Genomic DNA, 20,575 nt, shown 5'->3' on the forward strand with positions numbered 1-20,575 from the left:
AGCTTCTCATCCTTTAAGATGCTTTTAATGAATGGTTGATTACTTTACTTCAAATCTTTCTACAAGTAGAGCTAGTGTACGTGTCATTACACCTGTGGCACCAGCAGGACCTAATTCGTAAGGTTTATTTGTTGTAGATGTACCAGCTATATCCAAATGCACCCATGGTGTATCTTCCGCAAATTCTCCAATAAAGCCGCCTGCCATGATCGCATGGCCTTCTCTTCCTGGTGAATTGTTTAAATCTGCCACTGGGCTATTGCGAATTCTTTGTTTATCTTTTTCAAATAATGGGAGTCTCCACATCGCTTCACCTGCTTCGAATGAGGCTTCTAATACTTGTTCAAAGAAGGTTTCATGATTAGTAATCGCACCTGTTGTGTCTTCTCCTAAGGCAACAATAACACCTCCCGTTAAAGTAGCAACATCGACTAAATAATTGGCACCATGCTGTTTTGCGTACGTAATGGCATCAGCTAAAACGAGACGCCCTTCTGCATCTGTATTTAAGATCTCTATTGTTTTTCCACTTAATGAAGTAATAACATCATCTGGTTTAAAGGCAGATCCACTTATCATATTATCTGTTGATGGAATAACGGCTAATACATTCTGTTCTGGTCTTAACTCCCCGATGATTTCCATCGCACCCAGAACGGCTGCTGCTCCGCCCATATCTGTTTTCATTCCAACAATCCCTGTTTTCGGTTTTATCGAGTAACCACCAGTATCGAAGGTAATTCCTTTTCCAACTAAACTAATGACATCTTCCCACTGATCTTTCCCTTGATATTTTAGAACAATCATTTTCGGTGGCTCTGTCGAACCTTGATTGACAGCTAACAGCGCACCCATCCCAAGCTCTAACATTTCTTTCTTATCTAGTATTTCTATTTCAAAATCATATTTATTAGCTAACTCAATCGCATACTCTGCCATTGTTGTTGCTGTTAACATATTCCCAGGCATATTCACTAAAGTTCTTGCAGAGTTTGTTCCCTTACCATAGGCATAACCAACTGTTAAAGCAGATAAAACATCTTCTCTATTTTCAGTCGTATAGGCTGTGATTTTATCAATTGTCTTTTCAGGTTCATTTGACTTTTGTTTATATCCCTCAAAACGATAGGTAGCAAGGGTATATGCTTCACTAACTGCATGACCAACATCGAGGGCATCAAGCTGATCGGCAACCGTAAATGTGTCTAAAAAAACAGCTACTTCCGAAAGTTTACTTTTTTGAATTTCTTTAAAGGCTAATCCTATCGCTTCTTTTAATTGATTGAATTGTAATGTCTTTTTCTTACCTAGCCCCACAAATAATAATCTCTTTGCACCAATTTTATTGAAGGTATGTACTTTACTTACTGATTTTAACTTCCCTGATATATCACCTTGCTTAAGAAAATCATTCATTTGTCCTTCAAATTTTTCGTCCAGAGAAGATAATGCATCTTTTATTATATTCGGTTCATCGAACAAACCGATGATTAAAACTTCATGAGCTGAGTCATAAAGATTTTCTTTTTTAACTGTAAACATGTTAACACCTCCATAAGATATATAATCATTATATCTAATCTTTCACATTATTTCGACTAGCTAACTTTATCGTCTAAGAAGATCTGATTTTCAAATCAAAATGTTTTGTGCTAATCTGTTACTAATAGAAAATCCTTCCTTATAGTAATAATTAATTAAAATTAAACACGAACAAAGAATACAAACATCGATAAGGTGGTTAAATAATGGAATTATTTTTGAACTTTCCTCTTTGGTCAGCATTAGCTGCCATTCTCTTTGCACAATTTGTAAAAGTCCCTATTACCTTTTTTGCTACAAGAAAGCTAGATTGGTCACTGTTAACAAGTACAGGAGGGATGCCAAGCTCTCACTCTGCTGCCGTTACAGCTTTATCGACAGGGGTGGCCATCGAGGCAGGATTAGATTCAGTTCCCTTCGCAATATCAGCCATGTTTGCTATCATTACTATGTTTGATGCAACCGGAGTTCGAAGGCAAGCGGGTGAACAAGCCATTGTGCTTAATCAGCTTGTCAATGACTTTAACCGTTTTGTCGATGAAGCGAAATCATGGCCCAAAAAGCCAGACCAAGTAAAACGTAAAGAACTGAAAGAATTATTAGGCCATAAACCAGTAGAAGTGTTTTTTGGAGGATTAACAGGTATTTTATTAACATTACTCTTATATGCATTGATATTTTAAGATATTGGAGGTTTCAATCATGCGAGTCGCCTCTCTTTGCCCTAGTAATACAGAAATTCTCGCCTACTTAGGGTTAACCGATCAACTTGTTGCTGTTGATGATTACTCTGATTGGCCAGCAGCAGTAAATACTCTACCAAAGCTGGGGCCAGACCTCTCTATAGATATGAACGCTGTAGAAAAGGCTAAACCAGACCTTGTGCTGGCATCCTTAAGTGTACCGGGAATGGAAAAAAATATTCTAGCATTGGATGAACGAGGCATTCCCTACATAACATTAAATCCACAAAGCTTAACAGATATAGAAAATGACTTAATCACTGTAGCCACAGCCCTAGGTGAAAAAGAAGTCGGCATGCAGGCCGCAGCAAGCTTTCATGAAGAAGTAATGAACTTAAAAAAGTTAGCTAAACAGGTGAAAAACCCTCTCTCTCTTTATTGGGAATGGTGGCCAAAGCCAGTTTTTACACCTGGAGGTACAAACTGGCTAACTGAAATTAGTGAACTTGTGGGCGGCAAAAACCTTTTCGCATTTAAAGAACAAGCAAATATCCAGACAGACTGGGACACCATCCGTTCGCAAAATCCTGATGTCATTTGTTTAGCCTGGGTAGGTGTAAGACAGGAAAAAGTGAATCCAGTCATTTTACAGAAACGTCCAGGTTGGTCAAATATGGATGCAATGAAAAACAATAACGTTTATGTCCTAGAGGAAGAATTGTTTTGCCGTCCTTCACCAAGATTAATCGAAGGGGCAATCAAATTGGGGCAGTTATTACATCCGAAAATATATTCTTCTCCACTAAAAAAGTAATGGGTACTCATCCCCCATTACTTTTTTAGTTTAGTTATTCTTTTGTATATTGCTGTCTAAATACTTGTAGTGATTCCGTTTCATTTAACTCTTGTAAATCTTCTTCAGTTAACGTACCATCACCGATTGATATTACATAAACATCCAAAGTTTTCTTCCCCCAAGAATTATATACATCATCTACTGTTTCATAATATAAGTCCAATTTATTTCCTTTAATGGCGCCACCTTTGTCAGCAACTACGCCAAACCCATAATCAGGAATCCACAGTATCGTACCAATGGGGAAAACAGTTAAATCTGCAGCAATCGTAGAATATAAATCCCTTTTCACCTTTACACCAGAATATGTAATACCAAATTCAGGATGACCAGGATTTTTACCTGTCGACTCATAATAGGCCGTATATCCGGTTGCGATAACTTCCTTAGTGTCGTATTGTGACCAATCCCAATCATTCAAAGAAGGTGGTTCCTCAGCAACTGTGCTTGCTGATAATTTCAAGTGATCTGCTTCCAAAGTCTTATTTAAATCTTTAAAGGCCAGTCCAATCGATTTTAAAGCATGTTTGAAAGATAGGGTAGATCCCTCTCCTTCATTAGCTTGTTCACTCATATAATCAATCACTTGCTTTGCTTCTACACCTGAAATCGTTTGGAATGTGGATAATAAAGCGAAAGAAAACGCTACAGCTATCACCATTCTTTTCGCCCATTTTTTTATATCATACATCAGTTAATCACTCCTCCCAACAATAGTCATTTCCCTTAATTCAAGGTAATATTCATTTTTTTTAGAAAGAAGCTAAACATACGGTCCTACAATCAAATAAAACCCTTATGAAAATTCAATATTCTTCATCATTTGATAGCTAACTAATAACCGCTTGGACTTTCATATCAAAAAAACCAAGAGATTCACTCTCTTGGTCCAATAGCTTTCTGCTCGAACCCTTCTACTTTTTCTTTGATCATTGGGGTTTTTGACGTGTTTATGCATGAATCCTACCACTTTTTTCTTCGATTACGGATTTCTGACGCGTTTTCGCCTGAATCCTACCATTTTTTTCTTCGGTCACAGATTTTTGACGCGTTTTCGCCTGAATCCTACCAAATTACTCATCAACCACGCATGTTGAAGCAATCCTTGCATTGTTCTATTTTCTTTCATAATAAATACCTCGGCCACTTCCTTTTAAGGAATAATTGTTTAGGAGGACTCTTCGAATAGTTGATTTGCTTATGATCCCATTACACCAATTAAATATGACTTGGTTCGTTACTTTCAAAGCAGGAAAAAGAATGGAAAAATCATGAATCAGATCTAACAATGCATTTTCTAAGGAACACTGACTTTTACACGTAGGGCAGATGACCCGATTAGCTTTCCTTTCCATCTTATTCCTACATTTGTTACAAAATAGCCCTTTGGCTAATTCCTGATATGTATACTTCGGGATGACGAACAATGAAGACTCGGTTTGATGGGTTAATAAAGTTTGAATAATCTTTGTATGATGGGTTGTGGGGGTGTGACGCATTTGGCTTAAATTTCTTATTAGATTTGGGATTTGTGGGGGAAGAATGAGATTCTTTCTTGGCTTAGAATCATACAGCATAAATTCAGGGTTTACAAAAACCAACAAATAATCAAAGGTTAGTTGTAAATGATGTTGATCTACAAATTGTCGAATCAGTGTTTGATTCCGTTCTATTTGAATCAATGGATTTTTTATTTCTTTATTTGAATGATACCAATGCCCATCTTTTATCGTAAAGTTACCGCTAAAATTTTTAGTCTCAAAAAAAGTAATATGATGCTGGTGAACCATGAGTGCATCTATCTGAAAAATCGTATGATTACTTTTTAGCGTGAGGTCAAATAGAATAGGAATCTCAGAAGGAAAGCCGTTTAAATATTCTCGCCACCTTTTTTCTCCTTCGTAACCTTTAAGCAATAAGTGAAAGTATTGTTTTTCATCGAGTGAAAATTCCTTTCGCACACTCAGTGCACGTAAAAATTGGAGCTGATGTGAGGGATTCAGGGGGTTAATAATGGCCATGATGTACCGCCTTTCTTTTTACATTATAAAAGATTCCATCACAATAAACGACATTATTTTAAAATACAAAAAACTCTACTTTAATATATAGTAGAGTTTCTTTCCCTATGTATAGATTAAAACATACGATATCCTCTTTTGCGGAGCATGTTAATGACTATGCCAGCAACAATGGCACCAACAAAGCCACTGCTCAAGATGAGAATATCAGCTAATTGGAGGCTCGTGATTTCCGTCCAAAGACTAGAAAAGGCAGCACGAGTGTCATTAAAGTATTCAATGAGTCGAACCTTATCAATAATCCTAATAACGACAATTGGATAAACAATTGCCATGATCCATGACATTCTTAAAAGCATATTTAATATAAAACCAATTCCGAAAAACAAAACAAAAAAGAGTAACATAGAAATCGGCAATACGAAAATGGTCATTTGCATTCAGCTTGTCCTCCCTTGCACATCAATATTAAGTTTACTGAAACTTCTCTCTATGCGTCAACATGTTCTTACAATAGAAATGACAAAAAATAAAGATTTTTCTACTTTAAAGTTAAATTTACCTTTAAATAGCATTGAAAATGTAAAAAAGCTAGAAGTGCCCATCAAGTACGCACGCCTAGCTTCATTATGATTACTGTTCACACCTTAACGGATTTTTTCTCATTCGGTTTCATATGAATCGCACGGTTATTCAAGCCCTCAATAGCTTCTAAAATGGTTTCGTTAAAACTCGGGTGAGGGTACAGTGGGAAATTTAAGTCTTCGTCACGACCAACGAGTTCCATGGCTGTGACTGCTGTACTAATTAATTCAATAGCTGAAGAACCAATGGCATGAAAGCCGAGTAGCACATCATTATCTGCATCTTTAATAATTTTCATGATGCCACTTTTTTCACTAGTCACCATCGCATAGCCATTGCCGCTATAATTGAATTGACTAACAGCAATGTTTAACCCTTTTTCTTTTGCTTCTTGTTCTGTCATCCCCACTGTTGCAAGAGGTGGTATTGTATGGGCAACTGATGGCATTAAGCTTAAATCCACTTCACTATTCAAGCCAGCTATCCTCTCAGCGACCACTTTTCCTTCTTTAATTGACTTAACAGCCGATTGCCCGCCACCCGTGACATCACCAATAGCGTATATTGTCGGTATATTTGTTTGTAATTGCTGGTTTACTTTAATAAAACCATCAGTTGTACATTCCACACCTATTCTTTGTAAATCGAGGGTCTTGATATTCCCATGATGCGTTCCTTCCATAAATACATGACTACCTTCACATGTGATCTCCTGGTCTGATTTAGATAACTTCAGCTGCAAGAGAGTATGACTTTCTTTTATATCTATTAATTGATAATCACGGTATACTTTGATTTTTTGCTTCTTTAATAATCGCTGTAACTCCCTATTAATACTTTCATCAAATGAGAAATTTTCTTTATTTAAAATGAGGGTCACATCTGCACCAAGTTGACGATAAGTAAAGGCCGCTTCTAATGCAATATAACTATGACCATAAATGATAAGATGAGGAGGAATCTCCGTTAACCGATAAAGTTCAGCTTCTGTTAGGATTTTGGCAGAGCGATACTCTGTTGGTATTTCAGCAGTGCTTCCGGTCGCTATAATGACTTTCTCAAAATCATATAAATCAAAATGATGAGACATTTCAATACCTAAACGCTTTTGATTTATAAATTGAGCCTTGCCACGAATTAACTCAATTTGGTTTGCTTTACAAAGTTCTTCTACCCCTTTACGCAACCGTTCAATTGTCATATTCTTATAATCATTTAACGATTCAATAGCAAAAGTAGGTTCATCAATAGCAATACCAAAAGAAGCATAATGCCCTAGCGCTTCTAACTTCTTTGCAGCTTGCGCGTAAACCTTTGAGGGTATACAACCTGAGTTCAGGCAAACACCGCCCAATTCATTCTGTTCAACTAAAGTTACCTTCAACCCTAATTGAGCTGCTCGAATCGCCGCGTTGTATCCTCCAGGACCGCCTCCAATAATGATTAAATCCCGCTTTTCAGCGAATTCGCCTACAACCATTTAAATCAGCTCCACTAATAGTTTTGTTGGTTGTTCAATTAGTTCAATGAAACGGTTAGAAAAAGCAATTGATTGCGCACCATCTATGACGCGATGATCAAAAGAGATAGAAATATTCATGATAGAACGAATAACGATTTCATTTTTAGCATTTACTACCGGTTTTTTCTTCACTGCATGGAAGGTAATAATACTTGTTTCAGGATGATTGATAATTGGCGTTGCCCCTGTCCCGCGGCCAAGGGGGCCAACATTATTAACTGTAAAAGTTCCACCCTTCATATCACCAGGAGTTAGCTTACCTTCTTGTGCTTTTTTCGTTAACGATTTCATCTCCTCATGGATCGCCCGGACTGACTTTTGATTAGCTTGGTGAATGACCGGTACCATTAAACCTTCTTTTCCTTGTGTCGCCACACCTATATGATAATCCTTTAACAACCGAATGACACCTGCTTCTTCATCTAATCTTGCATTAAATAATGGGTGTTCTTTTAAGCAGATAACAACTGCTTTCAAGAAAAATGCGGCTGGAGAGAGGCGATCACCTAAATCCTTTAATTCATTTCTTGCTTCTAATAATTGGGTGACATCGACCTCATCATAATGCGTAACATGAGGAATTGTTTGTAGAGAATGACTCATTCGTTGAGCGATGACTTTTCTAATTCCTGTAAAAGGAATAGTCTCCTCTAATTTTGTTGTTTCTACTTGTGGCTCTGTTCTCTCTTTTTTCGTTTCTTTAGCACGATATCCTTCCACAAATTGATACACATCATCATCCATTACTCTTCCCGCTGGTCCTGTACCAACAATTCTTTCTATATCTATATTTAGATCTCTTGCAATTTTTCTTGTATAAGGTGCTGCAAGTATACGTTGATAGCGATTCCCATTCGCTTCAGCAATAACTTCTTTTTCCTTACGCGGTGGAACGGTTTCAATCACTACTTCTTCTCTCTTTGCAAGGCTCTGTCCATTATCGATTGTCATAATCACCGTTCCAACCGTAACGACTTCTCCTGTTTGAAAAGGAATGGAGGTGATGACACCAGCTGAGGGAGCAGGGATTTCAGCCACCATTTTATCTGTTTGTAGTTCAACCAATGGCTGATCTATCTCTACTGTATCTCCTTCTTTGACAAAGTAATGGATAATCTCTCCTTCTGTCATTCCTTCACCTATATCGCTAAATTTCACATCAGTCATATCATCTCACCCTCCCCTCTAAAATGTGTAAGCTTTACGAATTGCTGTCTCTACTCGTTCTGTTGATGGTAAATAATCATTCTCCAAAGAAAATAATGGCACAGGTACATCGAAGCCAGTCACTTTCTCCACTGGTGCTTTCAAATATAGAAAAGAAGTATCATTTATTATAGAAATAATTTCGCTACCTAACCCGCCTGTCTCATGCCCTTCATGAACAATGACAACTCTCCCTGTTTTTTGCACAGAATCAGCAATCAAGTCACGGTCTAGTGGGTAAAGGCTTCTTAGATCAATCACATCACAGGAAATACCGTCTTTTTTCATTTTTTCACTAACTTTCATGACTAATGGAATCATTGCACCCCAAGCAAAAATGGTGACATCATTGCCTTCTTGCACACGAGTGCCTTTGCCTATTTCAATTCGATAATCACCCGTAGGTACTTCTTCTCTACTTCCACGGTATAGACGCATCGGTTCTAAAAAAAGGACGGGATCTGGGTCATCTACTGCTGCTAACAATAAACCTTTTGCATCATAAGCGTTAGATGGGCACACGACTTTTATTCCTGGTAAATGTGTAAATAATGCTTCGACACTTTCCGAATGGATTTCTGGTGAGCGGACTCCTGCACCGTATGGAGCGCGAATCACCATGGGAATATGATATTGACCGAGTGTACGCATACGCATTCTTGTCACATGAGTCGCAATTTGTTCAAATGCTGGATAGATAAAACCGAGAAATTGAATTTCGACGACTGGTTTTAGTCCCGCTAACGCCATCCCTACAGCTGTTCCGACGAACCCTGCTTCACTTAGTGGTGTATCGATGACTCTTTTTTCGCCAAAAGTCTCCTGTAAACCATCAGTTGCTCTAAACACACCCCCATTGCGTCCAACATCTTCACCCATAATAATCGTGTTTTGATCACTGTCTAGCATCGTCTTTAATCCATCCGTGATTGCTTGGATCATCGTCAACGACTGACTTGTTGCTTTCGTTTTTATTATTTCATTTGACATGACCATGATTATCGATTCCCCCCAATCAAGCCTAATTGTTCTTTTTGCCTTGATATCGTCCAAGTAGGTTCTCTAAAGACATGATCAAACATGTCGTCTGTGTTAGCAGCAGGTGCATTTTCCATTTTCTCTACAGCTGCCTCTATCTCCTTACGTATATCAGATTGAATACTCTCTACCCACTCTTCACTCCAAAATCCGCGAAATTGCAAATGCTTTTCCAGCCGAAGAAGAGGATCCTTCGCCTCTTTTTGACGATTGATTTCTTCCTGATCACGATATTTTGAAGGGTCATCTGCTGTTGTATGTGCCCCAAAACGAATAACAACTGCTTCAATAAGCGTTGGTCCCTCCCCTTTTCGCGCCCGTTCTAAAGCTTCTTTCACTGCATAATGTACAGCAAAAACATCCATACCATCTACCCGCACACCCGGTATCCCATAAGCAACAGCTTTCTGTGCAATCGTTTCTGAATTCATCTGTTTTTCAATAGGTAACGAAATAGCGTAACCATTATTTTGATTAAAGAAAACGACTGGTGCCTTAAATACACTTGCTATATTTAAACCCTCGTGAAAATCACCTTCAGAGGTAGCACCATCTCCAAAATAAGCAATGGCAGCGTTGTCAGTTCCTTTATACACCTCCGCTATTGCAGCGCCTGTAGCATGTGGTAAATGGGTAGCTATTGGTATGGAAGCTGGCATAATTCGCTTTTCTTTTGATGGTAAACAACCTTCAATTCTACCATTCCAATGAAGGAGCATCCGATCTAAATCTGCACCAAATGTGAGAGAGGCACCGTGATCACGATAAGTAGGAAACATCCAATCATTTTCTGATAGTGCCAGTGCGCTTCCTACTTGTGCTCCTTCGTGACCTGGAAAAGGCACATACGTACCAATCCTCCCTTGACGCTGCAATGCAACCCCCTTCTGGTCATAGGTGCGTATACGCAACATGTGATAATAAAATTCCTTTACTTTTTCCTCATTGAATTCTTCTTCATGTGACTTGTTAACCCATTCCCCGTTCTCATCGATCATTTGATATAGTGGATAACTTTCCATAGTAATGCCTCCCATCATTTAAAATCCCATTTAGGTCTTACATTCCGAGAGAAAAAGTTGCTTCTATGTTGCTGTTCTTTCATCTGTCTTTGTAGACGATCTTGGGCGGCTTCTACTGTGTTCTTTCCAGTTGTAGCAGATTCTCGATATAATTGTAGTAAGGTATGATAAATCGTTCTTGTTTTTTGCAATACTCGCTCTTTACTTGGTCCATATAATTCATCTGCTACTTGAATGAGCCCCCCAGCATTCACAATATAATCAGGAGCGTATAGGATACCCTTATCATGTAAAAGAGCGGCGTCAGAAGAATGTGCCAGTTGGTTATTAGCAGATCCGACAATGGCATGGACTCTTAATTCGCTGATGGTTCTTTCGTTTAACACTCCACCCATTGCACATGGAATGAAAATATCGGCCGATACGCGGTAAATCTCTAGATGATCAACTACTTGCACATTACCTCTTAACGTTTCTGCCTTTTCTACAAGTTCTGCTATTGCCTCTTGATTAATATCTGTAACAAACACATCACCACCAGCTTCAAGCAGTGATTCTGCAATCTTCATCCCAACTTTGCCTAATCCTTGAATACTGTATGTGCGCCCTTCCAAAAGGTCTGTACCATGTAAATAATGATTAGTTGCCTGTATAGCATAAACAACCCCTTGAGCAGTAGGGATGGACGAATCTCCTCCACCTCCATATGCTTCAGGTATCCCATTAATGAATCGCGTTTCTTTTGAAGCATGGACAAAGTCCTCCATCGTTGTTCCCATATCCGTTCCTGTATAAAATCTACCATTCAATGAATCTACAAATTGACCAAAAGCACGAAATAAGGCAGGTGATTTATCCTTTTTCGGATCACCAATAATGACTGCCTTACCTCCTCCAAAATCAACATCTGCTGCTGCACATTTTGCTGTCATGCCTTCAGCTAAACGTAAAGCGTCTTCTAAGGCGGCATCCATATTTTCATAAGGGTACATCCGCGTTCCACCAAGAGCTGGACCTAATGTGGTATTATGAATGGCTATAATTGCTCGTAAACCTGTACTCGGGTCATTACAAAAGACTACTTGTTCATGATTAGCCATCTTCTTAAAAATATCGTTTCCTACTTCTTGAGACTGATTAAGCTTCTCCATCCTTGCTCCCCCTTAATTGTTGGTAGCTAAAACTTTCTTCGCAATTACTTCTTTCGGAAGAACCGCTTGTTTGACTTCTCCTCTACCAATTAGTCCAAGTTCATTCATCACAATAACCTCCGTTACTAAAGAACGTTCAGTAATTGTCGTAACGGTCGCTGTTAAAGTCACTTTAGAATTTTCCCCAGATGGAGCAACATGTTGCATGTGGACAGCTGCCCCCATTCCCTCTTCATGATCCTCAAGAAATGGAAGAAGGATTTTTCTAGAAACCCACTCCATGTGATACACCATGGATGCAGTTGAATAGACGGGATGAACAACTTCTCCATCGAACTGCGCAAACATATCCTTTGTGATATTTATTGTCATTACTTCTGATAGACCAATATGTAATCCATCCTTCATTGCTACACACCACCCTTTTTGTATGCGCTTTCATTGTAGTAACAAAAGAAAATTACCCATGTTAAAATATTTACACCACACCACACTTCTGAATTTTCTTTATATTTCGGATATTACAACATTTTCTATTTTTAGTCAACGGAAAACAGTTAACCAACATACCTCTTAATTTAATATTCGCCTTGTTTGACTTGAAAGAGCGATATGAAATGAAGCTGAAATTGCTCTACCTCATACATAGTTTATGTAAAAAAAGGGTGAAAAAGACATACTCACTTTGTGCATTTAAACAAGTAAGGATAACGCAACAACAGGAAGAAGAAGTAGTAGAAAACTTCATCACTTTCAGTTACAGAGGAGGTATATATGCGTTTGTTGCTAGAACAAATATTAGCCAGCTCGAATGCGGGGATGAATTTAGCTATAGGCGGGATCATGTGTACACTATTTTTATGAATGAATAACCTAACTAAGTTAGTAAAAGGAATGGGAAATTACCATTGAATTCTCTATAATGACCTTCTCTCAAAAGAAATATATGGTCGTCACTACAAAGAAGAGCACACCATACGGGAGACTTTACAGATAAAATAAACAAGCTGACTTGTCTCACCAGTGTTACAATCAAACCTTTAAACTTAGAATCTGCCTTAATAATCAAACAAAGCTACTCTATGTAGGGCTCTACTTAGAGTAGCTGATCTTTATTTAGACACGCTTTTATCAATATGCATAAGGACACCATCAAGCCCTTTTCTGATATGCTGCCTGATATATTCTTGTGCTCCTTTTTCATCACCGCTAAATAATAAGTCTATAATTCTTTCATGTTCTTCTACTAACGTAGGATAGAAGTTTTCCTTTACCATATTACTACGCATATAATGAATCTTTGCCCGAATCATTTCTAATAACTCTGTTAACTGTTTATTCTTTGAGGCATAAATGATAATATCATGAAAGGCTTGGTCGAGCTTACCGAGTTCGATTATATCTTTCTTTTCATTTGCCTGATAACTAGCTATTAAATTCTCCTGTAACTTTTCTTTCTCATTCTCTGAAATATTATGAATAGCTAAGCTGATCGCAAGAGCTTCTAAACTTTCTCTACATTGGAAAAGATCTATTACATCTTGAACCGTCGGTGTATAAACCTTTACATAGCCATCATTATATACAAGGAGACCATCTTGAATGAGCATTCGAATCGCTTCTCTAACGGGTCCTCTACTTATGCCTAATTTACTTGCCGCTTTTGCTTCTACAATTCTCTCAGAAGGTTGATATACCCCTTCAAGAATTTCGCTCTTAATTATATGATATGCTTGTTGATGCAGAGATTCAGGTTTAACGATACGCATAAATTGCAACCTCCATTACAAACTTCGCCAATTACTAAACTTTATTATAGCAGAATTTTATTTAAAAATTTTGATATTTGATAGCATGATGAGATAATTCTACTGTATTTTAACAAAATTAAAAGCGCTCTAGAACTTAGAGCGCTATCATTACACCTTATTCAGTTGCTATATTTATTTTTCATGTTTACCAGAACCACCGCAACAAGCACATGTTTCCGATCCTCCAAGGATCAGTTGGAAATACCCTTGACCTGCACAATAGATACAAACTTTAGATTCATTTTTTACTGTCATGTTGTTCATCTCCCTTGGAATAATTGAATTTTCTGATAATAACTAAATAATACAGAAAAATATCAAAAATGGAAAGGTTCAAAAAACAGTAAAAACCCTTTATGTAAACGCATACAAGCATTATTATCTTTCTTATGCTTTAAATTATGCAATATATCACGAGGTTACAAAAATAATTTATAAGAAGTGTAACCAAATTGATCTCCAGGATTAATGCCATCAATTAATGTTTTGTTGTTATGATTGAGGCTCTCCCATATATACTGAATCATGACTGAAGTTGGTTGATGATGAATAAGTTCCAGTGGATCCATAAATTGGACATCATCTAATTCTTTGTCTTCTATTACAATTGCCTGATTTGTATCAGCTTCCAAAAGAAAAATGATCATATTATCGCTAATTTCACTTTTGATTACACCCGTACGAAGACCTATCATCTCTTTCACACGACAAGCTAGCCCAGTTTCTTCCTTCACTTCTCTAATTATTGCCTCATCTGCTGTTTCATCTTGCTCTACAAAACCAGCAGGTAATGACCATTTTCCTTTTAAACCACCGTATTTCTTGTTTACAACTAACCATTCATTCTTTTCATTGATTAAAAGACCACTAACCCCAAGCCATACTTTACCTCTATCGACTTTTCCCATTTTATCCCTCCTTAGATGAATTAATCTATAAAAAAAAGAGCAAACATATCGTTTGCCCTCTTATATTTAACGCATTAAAGAACGTTGAATTTACCTTTTTTTGCAACTAATGAAGCGCCACCGATCATTAATAATGCACGGTTATCAACCATTTTCTTCATAAATGAAGCTTTTTTACCAACCACTTTTTTACCAAATACAACACCAATCGCATCATCTTCACCTAAAGAACATACTGTACCTTTGTTATCAAAAGTAAATGACCCTAGTTCTTTATTTTGAATAAGTGCAGCAATATTTTTTGCAACTAATTCACCTTGTTGCATAGCAATTTGTGCAGTTGGCGGATAAGGACGATTAATTTCTTCATTAATTACTAATGAACTATCACCAATAACAAAGATATTGTCATGTCCAGGTGCTCTTAAATTCTCATCCACTTTTATGCGTCCACGCATAGCTTCGAATCCTGATTTTTCAATAATGGCATTCCCACGAATACCAGCAGCCCAGATTACAGTACCAGCTTTAATTTCTTCTACATCATCTTCGCCTTTTGCTACGATAATACCATCTGGCGTACCTTCTTTAATCGCTGTGCCAATACGGAATTGAACACCTTTCTTCTCAAGATGAGCAACAGCATATTCAACTAATTCAGGATCAAATCCTGGTAATACCATTGGAGCTGCCTCAACACATACAATCTTCACCTTTTCAAAAGGTACATCATATTCTTTGCATAATTCAGGAATACGGTTACCTAATTCACCAAGGAACTCGATACCTGTGAAACCAGCACCACCAACAACGATTGATAGGCGCGTATCATCTTTTACTTCTTCTGTATTATAAGTAGCAAATTGATACTCGATATGCTCACGAATTTGGCGCGCAGAATTGATATTAGAGATAGAGAAAGCGTATTCTTTCAATCCTTTAATACCGAATGTTTCAGATTCTCCACCTAGTGCAACTACTAGATAGTCATATTCAAGCTCACCTTTTTCAAGTAGAACTTTCTTCTCATCTGTTTTAATTTCAACAGCAGTACCTTTTACAAATTCAACTTTACCGTTGTCAATTACTTTACTTATATCATAACGTACTCGGTCGTGATGTAATGTACCAGCAGATGCTTCATGTAACCAAGTTGTTTCATAATGGTAATCATTTTTATTCACAAGAATAATTTCAGCATCATTTGCTCCGATTTGTTTCTGCAAACGAGTTGCAGTCATTAATCCACCGTAACCTGCACCTAAAATAACGATTTTTGGCTTTTTCAAGTGTATCACTTCCACCTTTAATATATTTTATAGTACTTCTTATCTCCTATTTTTCATAAAATAAAAGATTGTGATATTCTTCACTAATACGGACAAAAAAATGTTCGAAAAATGTCACAAAAAATTAATAAATATATCTTCTATTACATAGTATTCCTTTTCTATCTTATTTTCAAGCTAAATTGACACTTTAAGAATTTTAAGATTTTTTAATTTGATAATGATTATCAATACTATAAAATCAACATTGGTACCGCTTTCACATTTTACCTTTCTAAAGGAAATTTAACCGTATTTTTCTAGTCAACGCTTATTCTTAAAAGATCATTTGATGGTACATCTTTTCCTCATGCAACACCTAATGATACAGAATAGTCTAATATTATGGTAAACTAATTAAAACACCATAAATATACTTAGGGGGAATCACTTTGACTGAACAGAAGATTTACGACATCACGATTATCGGCGGGGGTCCAACTGGGCTATTCACCGCTTTTTACGGTGGGATGAGACAAGCATCTGTTAACATTATTGAAAGCTTACCTCAACTAGGTGGACAGCTTTCTGCCCTTTATCCAGAGAAATATATCTACGATGTTGCTGGATTTCCGAAAATCCGCGCACAAGAGTTAATAGATAATCTTGTTGTACAGATGGACAAATTTGATCCGACTATATCTTTAGAACAATCTGTACAAACATTGGAAAAACTAGCAGATGGAACATTCAAAATTACGACAGATAAAGATGTCCACTTTTCAAAATCTGTCATTATTACTGCTGGTAACGGCGCATTCCAACCCCGTCGTTTAGAATTGGAAAGTGCGAAAGAATACGAAGGAAAAAACCTTCATTATTTTATTAACGACCTCAATCATTTTGCTGGAAAAAGAGTCGTTATATTTGGTGGAGGAGATTCAGCAGTGGACTGGGCTTTAATGCTTGAACCTATCGCAGAAAAAGTTACAATCGTTCACCGCAGAGATAAATTCCGTGCACATGAACATAGTGTAGAAAACCTTGAAAATTCTAAAGTTGATATCAAAACACCATATATTCCAGCTGAATTAGTTGGTGATGAAAGCGGTGTAAGCCAAGTAATCCTTGAAAAAGTAGGCGAAGAAGAAAAAGAAGTTATCGACGTCGATGCCGTTATTGTTAACTATGGTTTTGTCTCTTCATTAGGTCCAATTAAAGAATGGGGCTTTGACATTCAGAAGAACTCTATCGTTGTAAATCAAAAGATGGAAACTAACATTGAAGGTGTTTATGCTGCTGGAGATATTTGTACTTACGATGGAAAAGTAAAATTAATTGCATGTGGATTTGGTGAAGCACCAGTCGCAGTTAGTCACGCTAAAACATATATTGACCCTAAAGCAAGAGTACAGCCTAAACATAGTACTTCAATGTTTTAAAAGAAAGGCCCGGATGTGATTCCGGGTTTTTTTACACCCTTAAACTGGAGGAAGTTTTGACCATTTTCACATAATACCTACCAACCACACTTCTGGTGGATTAAACATTGACTTTCTGACTTCAAATTATTATGCAAAGTAAAAAAAGACCTTCCCTTTATAAAGGAAAGATCTCTTCACTAAGATTAGCACTCTTCTGGCGTACCAACCTTTGTTGCGGTTCTAAAAGAAGATCCACAGCCGCAATTGGCAATCGCATTTGGGTTGTCGATAGTGAAACCGCCGCCCATCATGGATTCTTTATAGTCTATTTTTGTCCCTTGTAGAATCGGTGCATCTTCTTTACTTACAACGATTTTAAGGCCATGTAATTCAAAAGGAATGTCGTCTTCTTCTACTTCTTGAGCAAAGCCCATTCCGTAAGATAATCCGCTACAGCCACCGCCCTTTACTGCTACACGTAGCTTGGCGTTCTCTTCTTCATTTTGTTTCATCATTTCTTTAATGTGAAGGGCTGCCGCTTCTGTAATCTCAACAACTTGATTCATCATAATCCCTCCAAGTTTATATTATAGGCTTAGTATATACTTCTTTACAGTGTTTCACAAACTTACTGCCTTCATTAACGTACCTATACCTTATTATATGGCAACAAAAGAGTAAAGGAACATTATTCTTCATCTAAATGTTGATAAATGTTATAAACCAATTCCTCCGCATTTTCCCCATGAATGATGTCATTGTCAACTAAAGCGAATAATAAATGCCGGCACTTCCCACAATATCCTAAACAGCCATATTCAATGACATCTAAATCATAATCTTTTTTTAACTTTGCAAAGGCATGGTGAGAACCATTGGCCATATTTGTTATACAAAATTCTACAACAATCTTCCTCATAATATTAACTCCTTATTCGCTTCCTTTTCCTTCTTTTCAAGAAACTATAAATATCAGAATATTTTTACTCCGTCCTTTCTACATAAGTTTCCTTTTGTTTTCTGTTGTGATTTAGAGATAATTTCGTTATACTTTTTATGGGATTATGCAATATGGATGGTTATATTTATTTTTTTAAGATAATTTGGACACTTGTGTTTTTTCCATTGTATCAGATTATCTTCTTGTATGAGAACGGACAAAATAAAGGGGATATCAGCAAATGAAAAATCTTGTTATTCTAGGGGGAGGATACGGAGGAATGCGAGTGCTTGCTCGCCTTTTACCGAATCAACTGCCGGATGATGTTTCGATTACTCTCGTCGACCGGGTACCTTATCATTGTTTAAAAACAGAATACTATGCACTTGCCGCTGGAACGATTTCCGATCAACATGTACGTGTTGCTTTTCCAGAACACCCTCGCTTGAACATTCAATATGGAGATATTACAAAAATTGACACAAAAGAAAAGATGGTTCATTTAAACGATCAACAACCAATTTCATATGACGATCTAATTGTTGGACTTGGTTGTGAAGATAAATACCATAATGTTCCTGGGGCAGATGTATATACTCACAGTATTCAATCTATTGCCAAGTCACGAAAAACATATGAAACGCTGAATAATTTGCCAGCCGGTGCCATTGTTTCGATTGTTGGTGCTGGTCTCAGTGGTATCGAGTTAGCATCTGAACTAAATGAAAGCAGACCTGATTTAACGGTCAAGTTGTTTGATCGGGGGAATCGCATCTTATCTGCCTTCCCAGAGAGACTAAGTAAATATGTACAAAACTGGTTTAACTCTCGAAGCGTACAAGTCATTAACAACTCTAATATCACTAAAGTCGAAGAAGGCGCTCTATACAACCATGATGAGCGGATTGAAAGTGATGTCGTTGTATGGACTGCAGGTATTCAGCCGACACATGTTGTACGTGCGATGGATGTTGAAAAAGACAAACAGGGTAGAGTCGTATTAACCAAGTATCACAATATCCCTGATGACGAGCATGTATATGTAGTAGGTGACTGCGCAAGCCTTCCTCACGCACCAAGTGCGCAACTAGCTGAAGGACAAGCAGAACAAATTGTACAAGTCCTTTTAAAACGTTGGAAAAATGAAGAACTACCCGAAACCCTTCCAGTAATAAAACTAAAAGGAATCATGGGTTCTTTAGGTAAAAAACACGGCTTTGGTTTAGTTGCCGAACGTCCAATTACAGGACGAGTAGCACGCCTTATTAAATCAGGCATTCTTTGGATGTACAAATATCATAACGGTTAATAAAACTCTTGATTATCTACAGTTTTATAATTTATTGATTTAAGAGGTTTTTTCAATCCTTTTAAATACAGGAAGTACAATTTCTTTTAGAGATTGTACTTTTTTTGTTGGGTTTTTATATTGCTCTTTCAATTGCCTTCAAAACTTTCAACAACATTGGCATAATTTGATAATCCATATCCAAGTGCTCCATACTGAATTCCAGTTCATGCTCTATCACTTTTCTCTAACATGAAAAAACATGAACCAACAACAACAACAACGGATGAAAGAGGAAAACTCGCAACTATCAAATCAACTAACGGGTTTAATGCCTAGGCCAATACCTTAGGTGATTCATCTCCAAGATACTCAGTGGCTCCCAACTGGGATTGCTTCTGGTGAAACAGCAAGCATAATCCGTAATGCATTGTTGTACCTATTCTTCTAATTCCTCTTTTGTTGCTCTTTTCCTCCCAAAAAGGATTGTTTTTAATCATTGAATATTAATTCAAAGTAATGTATTATTATTCAAAAGTTATCTGGAGGGAAAAATGAATTATAAAATTATTGAAGAACTATCTTTGAACAATTGGCAGCCATTATCTACGTTACTTTACGATGGGTGGGTACTACGATTTTCAAATGGTTATACGAAACGTGCTAATTCAATTAATCCTATCCATTATTCAACTTATGATTTAAATCAAAAAATTAGAGAATGCGAGAAAAACTACTCTAATAATGAACTAAGTACTACATTTAAAATTACGCCTTTTGTTAAACCAGAAAATTTAGATGAGATTTTGGAGGAAAAAGCTTATTCTTTAATTGATTGTACAAGTGTTCAAACCATGGCGCTAAATGGCATCATAGAACCAACCTACCATTCTGTAAAACTAGATAGAAATATTAATATTGAGTGGCTAGATAATTTTTGTAGACTGAATAATGTTGAAGAAAAAAACAAGGATACGATGGTACAAATGTTGTCCAATATTACAACTCAAAAGTGCTTTATATCACTATATTATAAAGCAGATGTGATTGCCTGTGGTCTTGGGGTTATAGAAAGGGACTACATAGGACTTTATGATATTGTCACTGACATTAAATATAGGAATCAAGGGTTTGGCGAACAGTTGATATTGAATTTACTAAAATGGGGGAAAGAAAATGGAGCTAAATACAGTTACCTAGCTGTTCTTTTGAATAATAAACCTGCATTAAGGCTTTATTCTAAAATTGGTTATTCGGAAATTTACAAGTATTGGTACAGAGTTAAAAAAAATGTTTGACCCAATCCTAAT

General features: G+C 37.0%; 21 protein-coding genes. 5 read left to right on the plus strand and 16 right to left on the minus strand.

Going from position 1 to position 20,575, the window contains the following annotated elements; all coding sequences use genetic code 11:
* Positions 1-39 precede the first annotated feature (39 nt).
* Positions 40-1,542, minus strand: coding sequence for a leucyl aminopeptidase (locus U9M49_RS19630; RefSeq protein WP_095372050.1), 1,503 nt, complete (start codon positions 1,540-1,542; stop codon positions 40-42).
* A gap of 206 nt (positions 1,543-1,748) precedes the next feature.
* Here U9M49_RS19630 and U9M49_RS19635 point away from each other — a divergent pair, with 206 nt between their 5' ends.
* Positions 1,749-2,225 (plus strand): divergent PAP2 family protein, encoded by a 477-nt coding sequence (locus U9M49_RS19635; RefSeq protein ID WP_095372049.1) that lies wholly within the window; start codon positions 1,749-1,751, stop codon positions 2,223-2,225.
* Positions 2,226-2,244: 19 nt separating this feature from the next.
* Positions 2,245-3,039 (plus strand): cobalamin-binding protein, encoded by a 795-nt coding sequence (locus U9M49_RS19640; protein WP_322910416.1) that lies wholly within the window; start codon positions 2,245-2,247, stop codon positions 3,037-3,039.
* Positions 3,040-3,073: 34 nt separating this feature from the next.
* Here U9M49_RS19640 and U9M49_RS19645 read toward each other — a convergent pair whose 3' ends face one another.
* From U9M49_RS19645 to U9M49_RS19705, 13 genes are all read right to left on the minus strand, one after another.
* Entirely contained in the window at positions 3,074-3,772 is a 699-nt protein-coding gene (locus tag U9M49_RS19645; RefSeq protein WP_224938001.1) for a 3D domain-containing protein, read from the minus strand.
* A gap of 424 nt (positions 3,773-4,196) precedes the next feature.
* A complete protein-coding gene (locus U9M49_RS19650) occupies positions 4,197-5,102 on the minus strand; it encodes a nuclease-related domain-containing protein (protein WP_322910417.1) in 906 nt (301 codons plus the stop codon).
* Positions 5,103-5,218: 116 nt separating this feature from the next.
* Positions 5,219-5,542 carry a YuiB family protein gene (locus U9M49_RS19655; RefSeq protein ID WP_224938003.1) on the minus strand — a complete coding sequence of 108 codons (324 nt, stop codon included), beginning with the start codon at positions 5,540-5,542 and terminating at the stop codon, positions 5,219-5,221.
* Positions 5,543-5,742: 200 nt separating this feature from the next.
* Positions 5,743-7,167, minus strand: coding sequence for a dihydrolipoyl dehydrogenase family protein (locus tag U9M49_RS19660; protein WP_322910418.1), 1,425 nt, complete (start codon positions 7,165-7,167; stop codon positions 5,743-5,745).
* Positions 7,168-8,376 (minus strand): dihydrolipoamide acetyltransferase family protein, encoded by a 1,209-nt coding sequence (locus tag U9M49_RS19665; RefSeq protein WP_322910419.1) that lies wholly within the window; start codon positions 8,374-8,376, stop codon positions 7,168-7,170.
* A gap of 18 nt (positions 8,377-8,394) precedes the next feature.
* The gene (locus tag U9M49_RS19670) at positions 8,395-9,411 is read right to left on the minus strand and encodes an alpha-ketoacid dehydrogenase subunit beta (protein ID WP_233435203.1); all 1,017 of its coding nucleotides are present in this window, start codon (positions 9,409-9,411) and stop codon (positions 8,395-8,397) included.
* A 2-nt stretch (positions 9,412-9,413) separates the two neighbouring features.
* Positions 9,414-10,475, minus strand: a complete 1,062-nt coding sequence (pdhA, locus tag U9M49_RS19675; protein WP_095372041.1) for a pyruvate dehydrogenase (acetyl-transferring) E1 component subunit alpha — start codon at positions 10,473-10,475, stop codon at positions 9,414-9,416.
* A 14-nt stretch (positions 10,476-10,489) separates the two neighbouring features.
* Positions 10,490-11,626 (minus strand): Glu/Leu/Phe/Val dehydrogenase, encoded by a 1,137-nt coding sequence (locus U9M49_RS19680; protein WP_322910420.1) that lies wholly within the window; start codon positions 11,624-11,626, stop codon positions 10,490-10,492.
* Between the two features lie 12 nt (positions 11,627-11,638).
* Entirely contained in the window at positions 11,639-12,034 is a 396-nt protein-coding gene (locus U9M49_RS19685; protein ID WP_095372039.1) for a thioesterase family protein, read from the minus strand.
* Positions 12,035-12,738: 704 nt separating this feature from the next.
* Positions 12,739-13,395: a GntR family transcriptional regulator gene (locus U9M49_RS19690; RefSeq protein ID WP_095372037.1), complete on the minus strand. Its 657-nt coding sequence runs from the start codon at positions 13,393-13,395 to the stop codon at positions 12,739-12,741.
* 174 nt (positions 13,396-13,569) lie between these two features.
* Positions 13,570-13,692 (minus strand): YuiA family protein, encoded by a 123-nt coding sequence (locus U9M49_RS19695; protein WP_233435202.1) that lies wholly within the window; start codon positions 13,690-13,692, stop codon positions 13,570-13,572.
* A 164-nt stretch (positions 13,693-13,856) separates the two neighbouring features.
* On the minus strand, positions 13,857-14,345 hold the full coding sequence (locus U9M49_RS19700) for an NUDIX domain-containing protein (protein WP_095372036.1): 489 nt from the start codon (positions 14,343-14,345) through the stop codon (positions 13,857-13,859).
* A gap of 74 nt (positions 14,346-14,419) precedes the next feature.
* Complete coding sequence (locus U9M49_RS19705; RefSeq protein WP_095372035.1) at positions 14,420-15,634, minus strand: NAD(P)/FAD-dependent oxidoreductase; 1,215 nt, start codon at positions 15,632-15,634, stop codon at positions 14,420-14,422.
* Positions 15,635-16,065: 431 nt separating this feature from the next.
* On the opposite strand from U9M49_RS19705, the gene U9M49_RS19710 reads away from it, so the two are divergent.
* Positions 16,066-17,055 carry an NAD(P)/FAD-dependent oxidoreductase gene (locus U9M49_RS19710; protein ID WP_322910421.1) on the plus strand — a complete coding sequence of 330 codons (990 nt, stop codon included), beginning with the start codon at positions 16,066-16,068 and terminating at the stop codon, positions 17,053-17,055.
* Positions 17,056-17,240: 185 nt separating this feature from the next.
* Here U9M49_RS19710 and U9M49_RS19715 read toward each other — a convergent pair whose 3' ends face one another.
* Both U9M49_RS19715 and U9M49_RS19720 read right to left on the minus strand, forming a co-directional pair.
* Positions 17,241-17,603, minus strand: coding sequence for an iron-sulfur cluster assembly accessory protein (locus U9M49_RS19715; RefSeq protein WP_322910422.1), 363 nt, complete (start codon positions 17,601-17,603; stop codon positions 17,241-17,243).
* A gap of 122 nt (positions 17,604-17,725) precedes the next feature.
* Positions 17,726-17,956, minus strand: a complete 231-nt coding sequence (locus tag U9M49_RS19720) for a DUF1450 domain-containing protein (RefSeq protein WP_224938063.1) — start codon at positions 17,954-17,956, stop codon at positions 17,726-17,728.
* A gap of 262 nt (positions 17,957-18,218) precedes the next feature.
* On the opposite strand from U9M49_RS19720, the gene U9M49_RS19725 reads away from it, so the two are divergent.
* Together U9M49_RS19725 and U9M49_RS19730 are read left to right on the plus strand one after the other, a co-directional pair.
* Complete coding sequence (locus U9M49_RS19725; protein ID WP_095372031.1) at positions 18,219-19,286, plus strand: NAD(P)/FAD-dependent oxidoreductase; 1,068 nt, start codon at positions 18,219-18,221, stop codon at positions 19,284-19,286.
* A 533-nt stretch (positions 19,287-19,819) separates the two neighbouring features.
* Complete coding sequence (locus U9M49_RS19730; protein ID WP_322910423.1) at positions 19,820-20,563, plus strand: GNAT family N-acetyltransferase; 744 nt, start codon at positions 19,820-19,822, stop codon at positions 20,561-20,563.
* The last annotated feature ends 12 nt before the right edge of the window (positions 20,564-20,575 follow it).

The organism is Cytobacillus sp. OWB-43 (genome assembly GCF_034651445.1).
GTDB lineage: Bacteria > Bacillota > Bacilli > Bacillales > Cytobacillaceae > Cytobacillus > Cytobacillus kochii.

Bases quoted from the DNA above. Each gene is read 5' to 3' on its own strand.
- U9M49_RS19630 (WP_095372050.1), bottom strand. From the start codon at position 1,542: ATGTTTACAGTTAAAAAAGAAAATCTTTATGACTCAGCTCATGAAGTT.
- U9M49_RS19635 (WP_095372049.1), top strand. From the start codon at position 1,749: ATGGAATTATTTTTGAACTTTCCTCTTTGGTCAGCATTAGCTGCCATT.
- U9M49_RS19640 (WP_322910416.1), top strand. From the start codon at position 2,245: ATGCGAGTCGCCTCTCTTTGCCCTAGTAATACAGAAATTCTCGCCTAC.
- U9M49_RS19645 (WP_224938001.1), bottom strand. From the start codon at position 3,772: ATGTATGATATAAAAAAATGGGCGAAAAGAATGGTGATAGCTGTAGCG.
- U9M49_RS19650 (WP_322910417.1), bottom strand. From the start codon at position 5,102: ATGGCCATTATTAACCCCCTGAATCCCTCACATCAGCTCCAATTTTTA.
- U9M49_RS19655 (WP_224938003.1), bottom strand. From the start codon at position 5,542: ATGCAAATGACCATTTTCGTATTGCCGATTTCTATGTTACTCTTTTTT.
- U9M49_RS19660 (WP_322910418.1), bottom strand. From the start codon at position 7,167: ATGGTTGTAGGCGAATTCGCTGAAAAGCGGGATTTAATCATTATTGGA.
- U9M49_RS19665 (WP_322910419.1), bottom strand. From the start codon at position 8,376: ATGACTGATGTGAAATTTAGCGATATAGGTGAAGGAATGACAGAAGGA.
- U9M49_RS19670 (WP_233435203.1), bottom strand. From the start codon at position 9,411: ATGGTCATGTCAAATGAAATAATAAAAACGAAAGCAACAAGTCAGTCG.
- pdhA (WP_095372041.1), bottom strand. From the start codon at position 10,475: ATGGAAAGTTATCCACTATATCAAATGATCGATGAGAACGGGGAATGG.
- U9M49_RS19680 (WP_322910420.1), bottom strand. From the start codon at position 11,626: ATGGAGAAGCTTAATCAGTCTCAAGAAGTAGGAAACGATATTTTTAAG.
- U9M49_RS19685 (WP_095372039.1), bottom strand. From the start codon at position 12,034: ATGAAGGATGGATTACATATTGGTCTATCAGAAGTAATGACAATAAAT.
- U9M49_RS19690 (WP_095372037.1), bottom strand. From the start codon at position 13,395: ATGCGTATCGTTAAACCTGAATCTCTGCATCAACAAGCATATCATATA.
- U9M49_RS19695 (WP_233435202.1), bottom strand. From the start codon at position 13,692: ATGACAGTAAAAAATGAATCTAAAGTTTGTATCTATTGTGCAGGTCAA.
- U9M49_RS19700 (WP_095372036.1), bottom strand. From the start codon at position 14,345: ATGGGAAAAGTCGATAGAGGTAAAGTATGGCTTGGGGTTAGTGGTCTT.
- U9M49_RS19715 (WP_322910422.1), bottom strand. From the start codon at position 17,603: ATGAATCAAGTTGTTGAGATTACAGAAGCGGCAGCCCTTCACATTAAA.
- U9M49_RS19720 (WP_224938063.1), bottom strand. From the start codon at position 17,956: ATGAGGAAGATTGTTGTAGAATTTTGTATAACAAATATGGCCAATGGT.
- U9M49_RS19725 (WP_095372031.1), top strand. From the start codon at position 18,219: ATGAAAAATCTTGTTATTCTAGGGGGAGGATACGGAGGAATGCGAGTG.
- U9M49_RS19730 (WP_322910423.1), top strand. From the start codon at position 19,820: ATGAATTATAAAATTATTGAAGAACTATCTTTGAACAATTGGCAGCCA.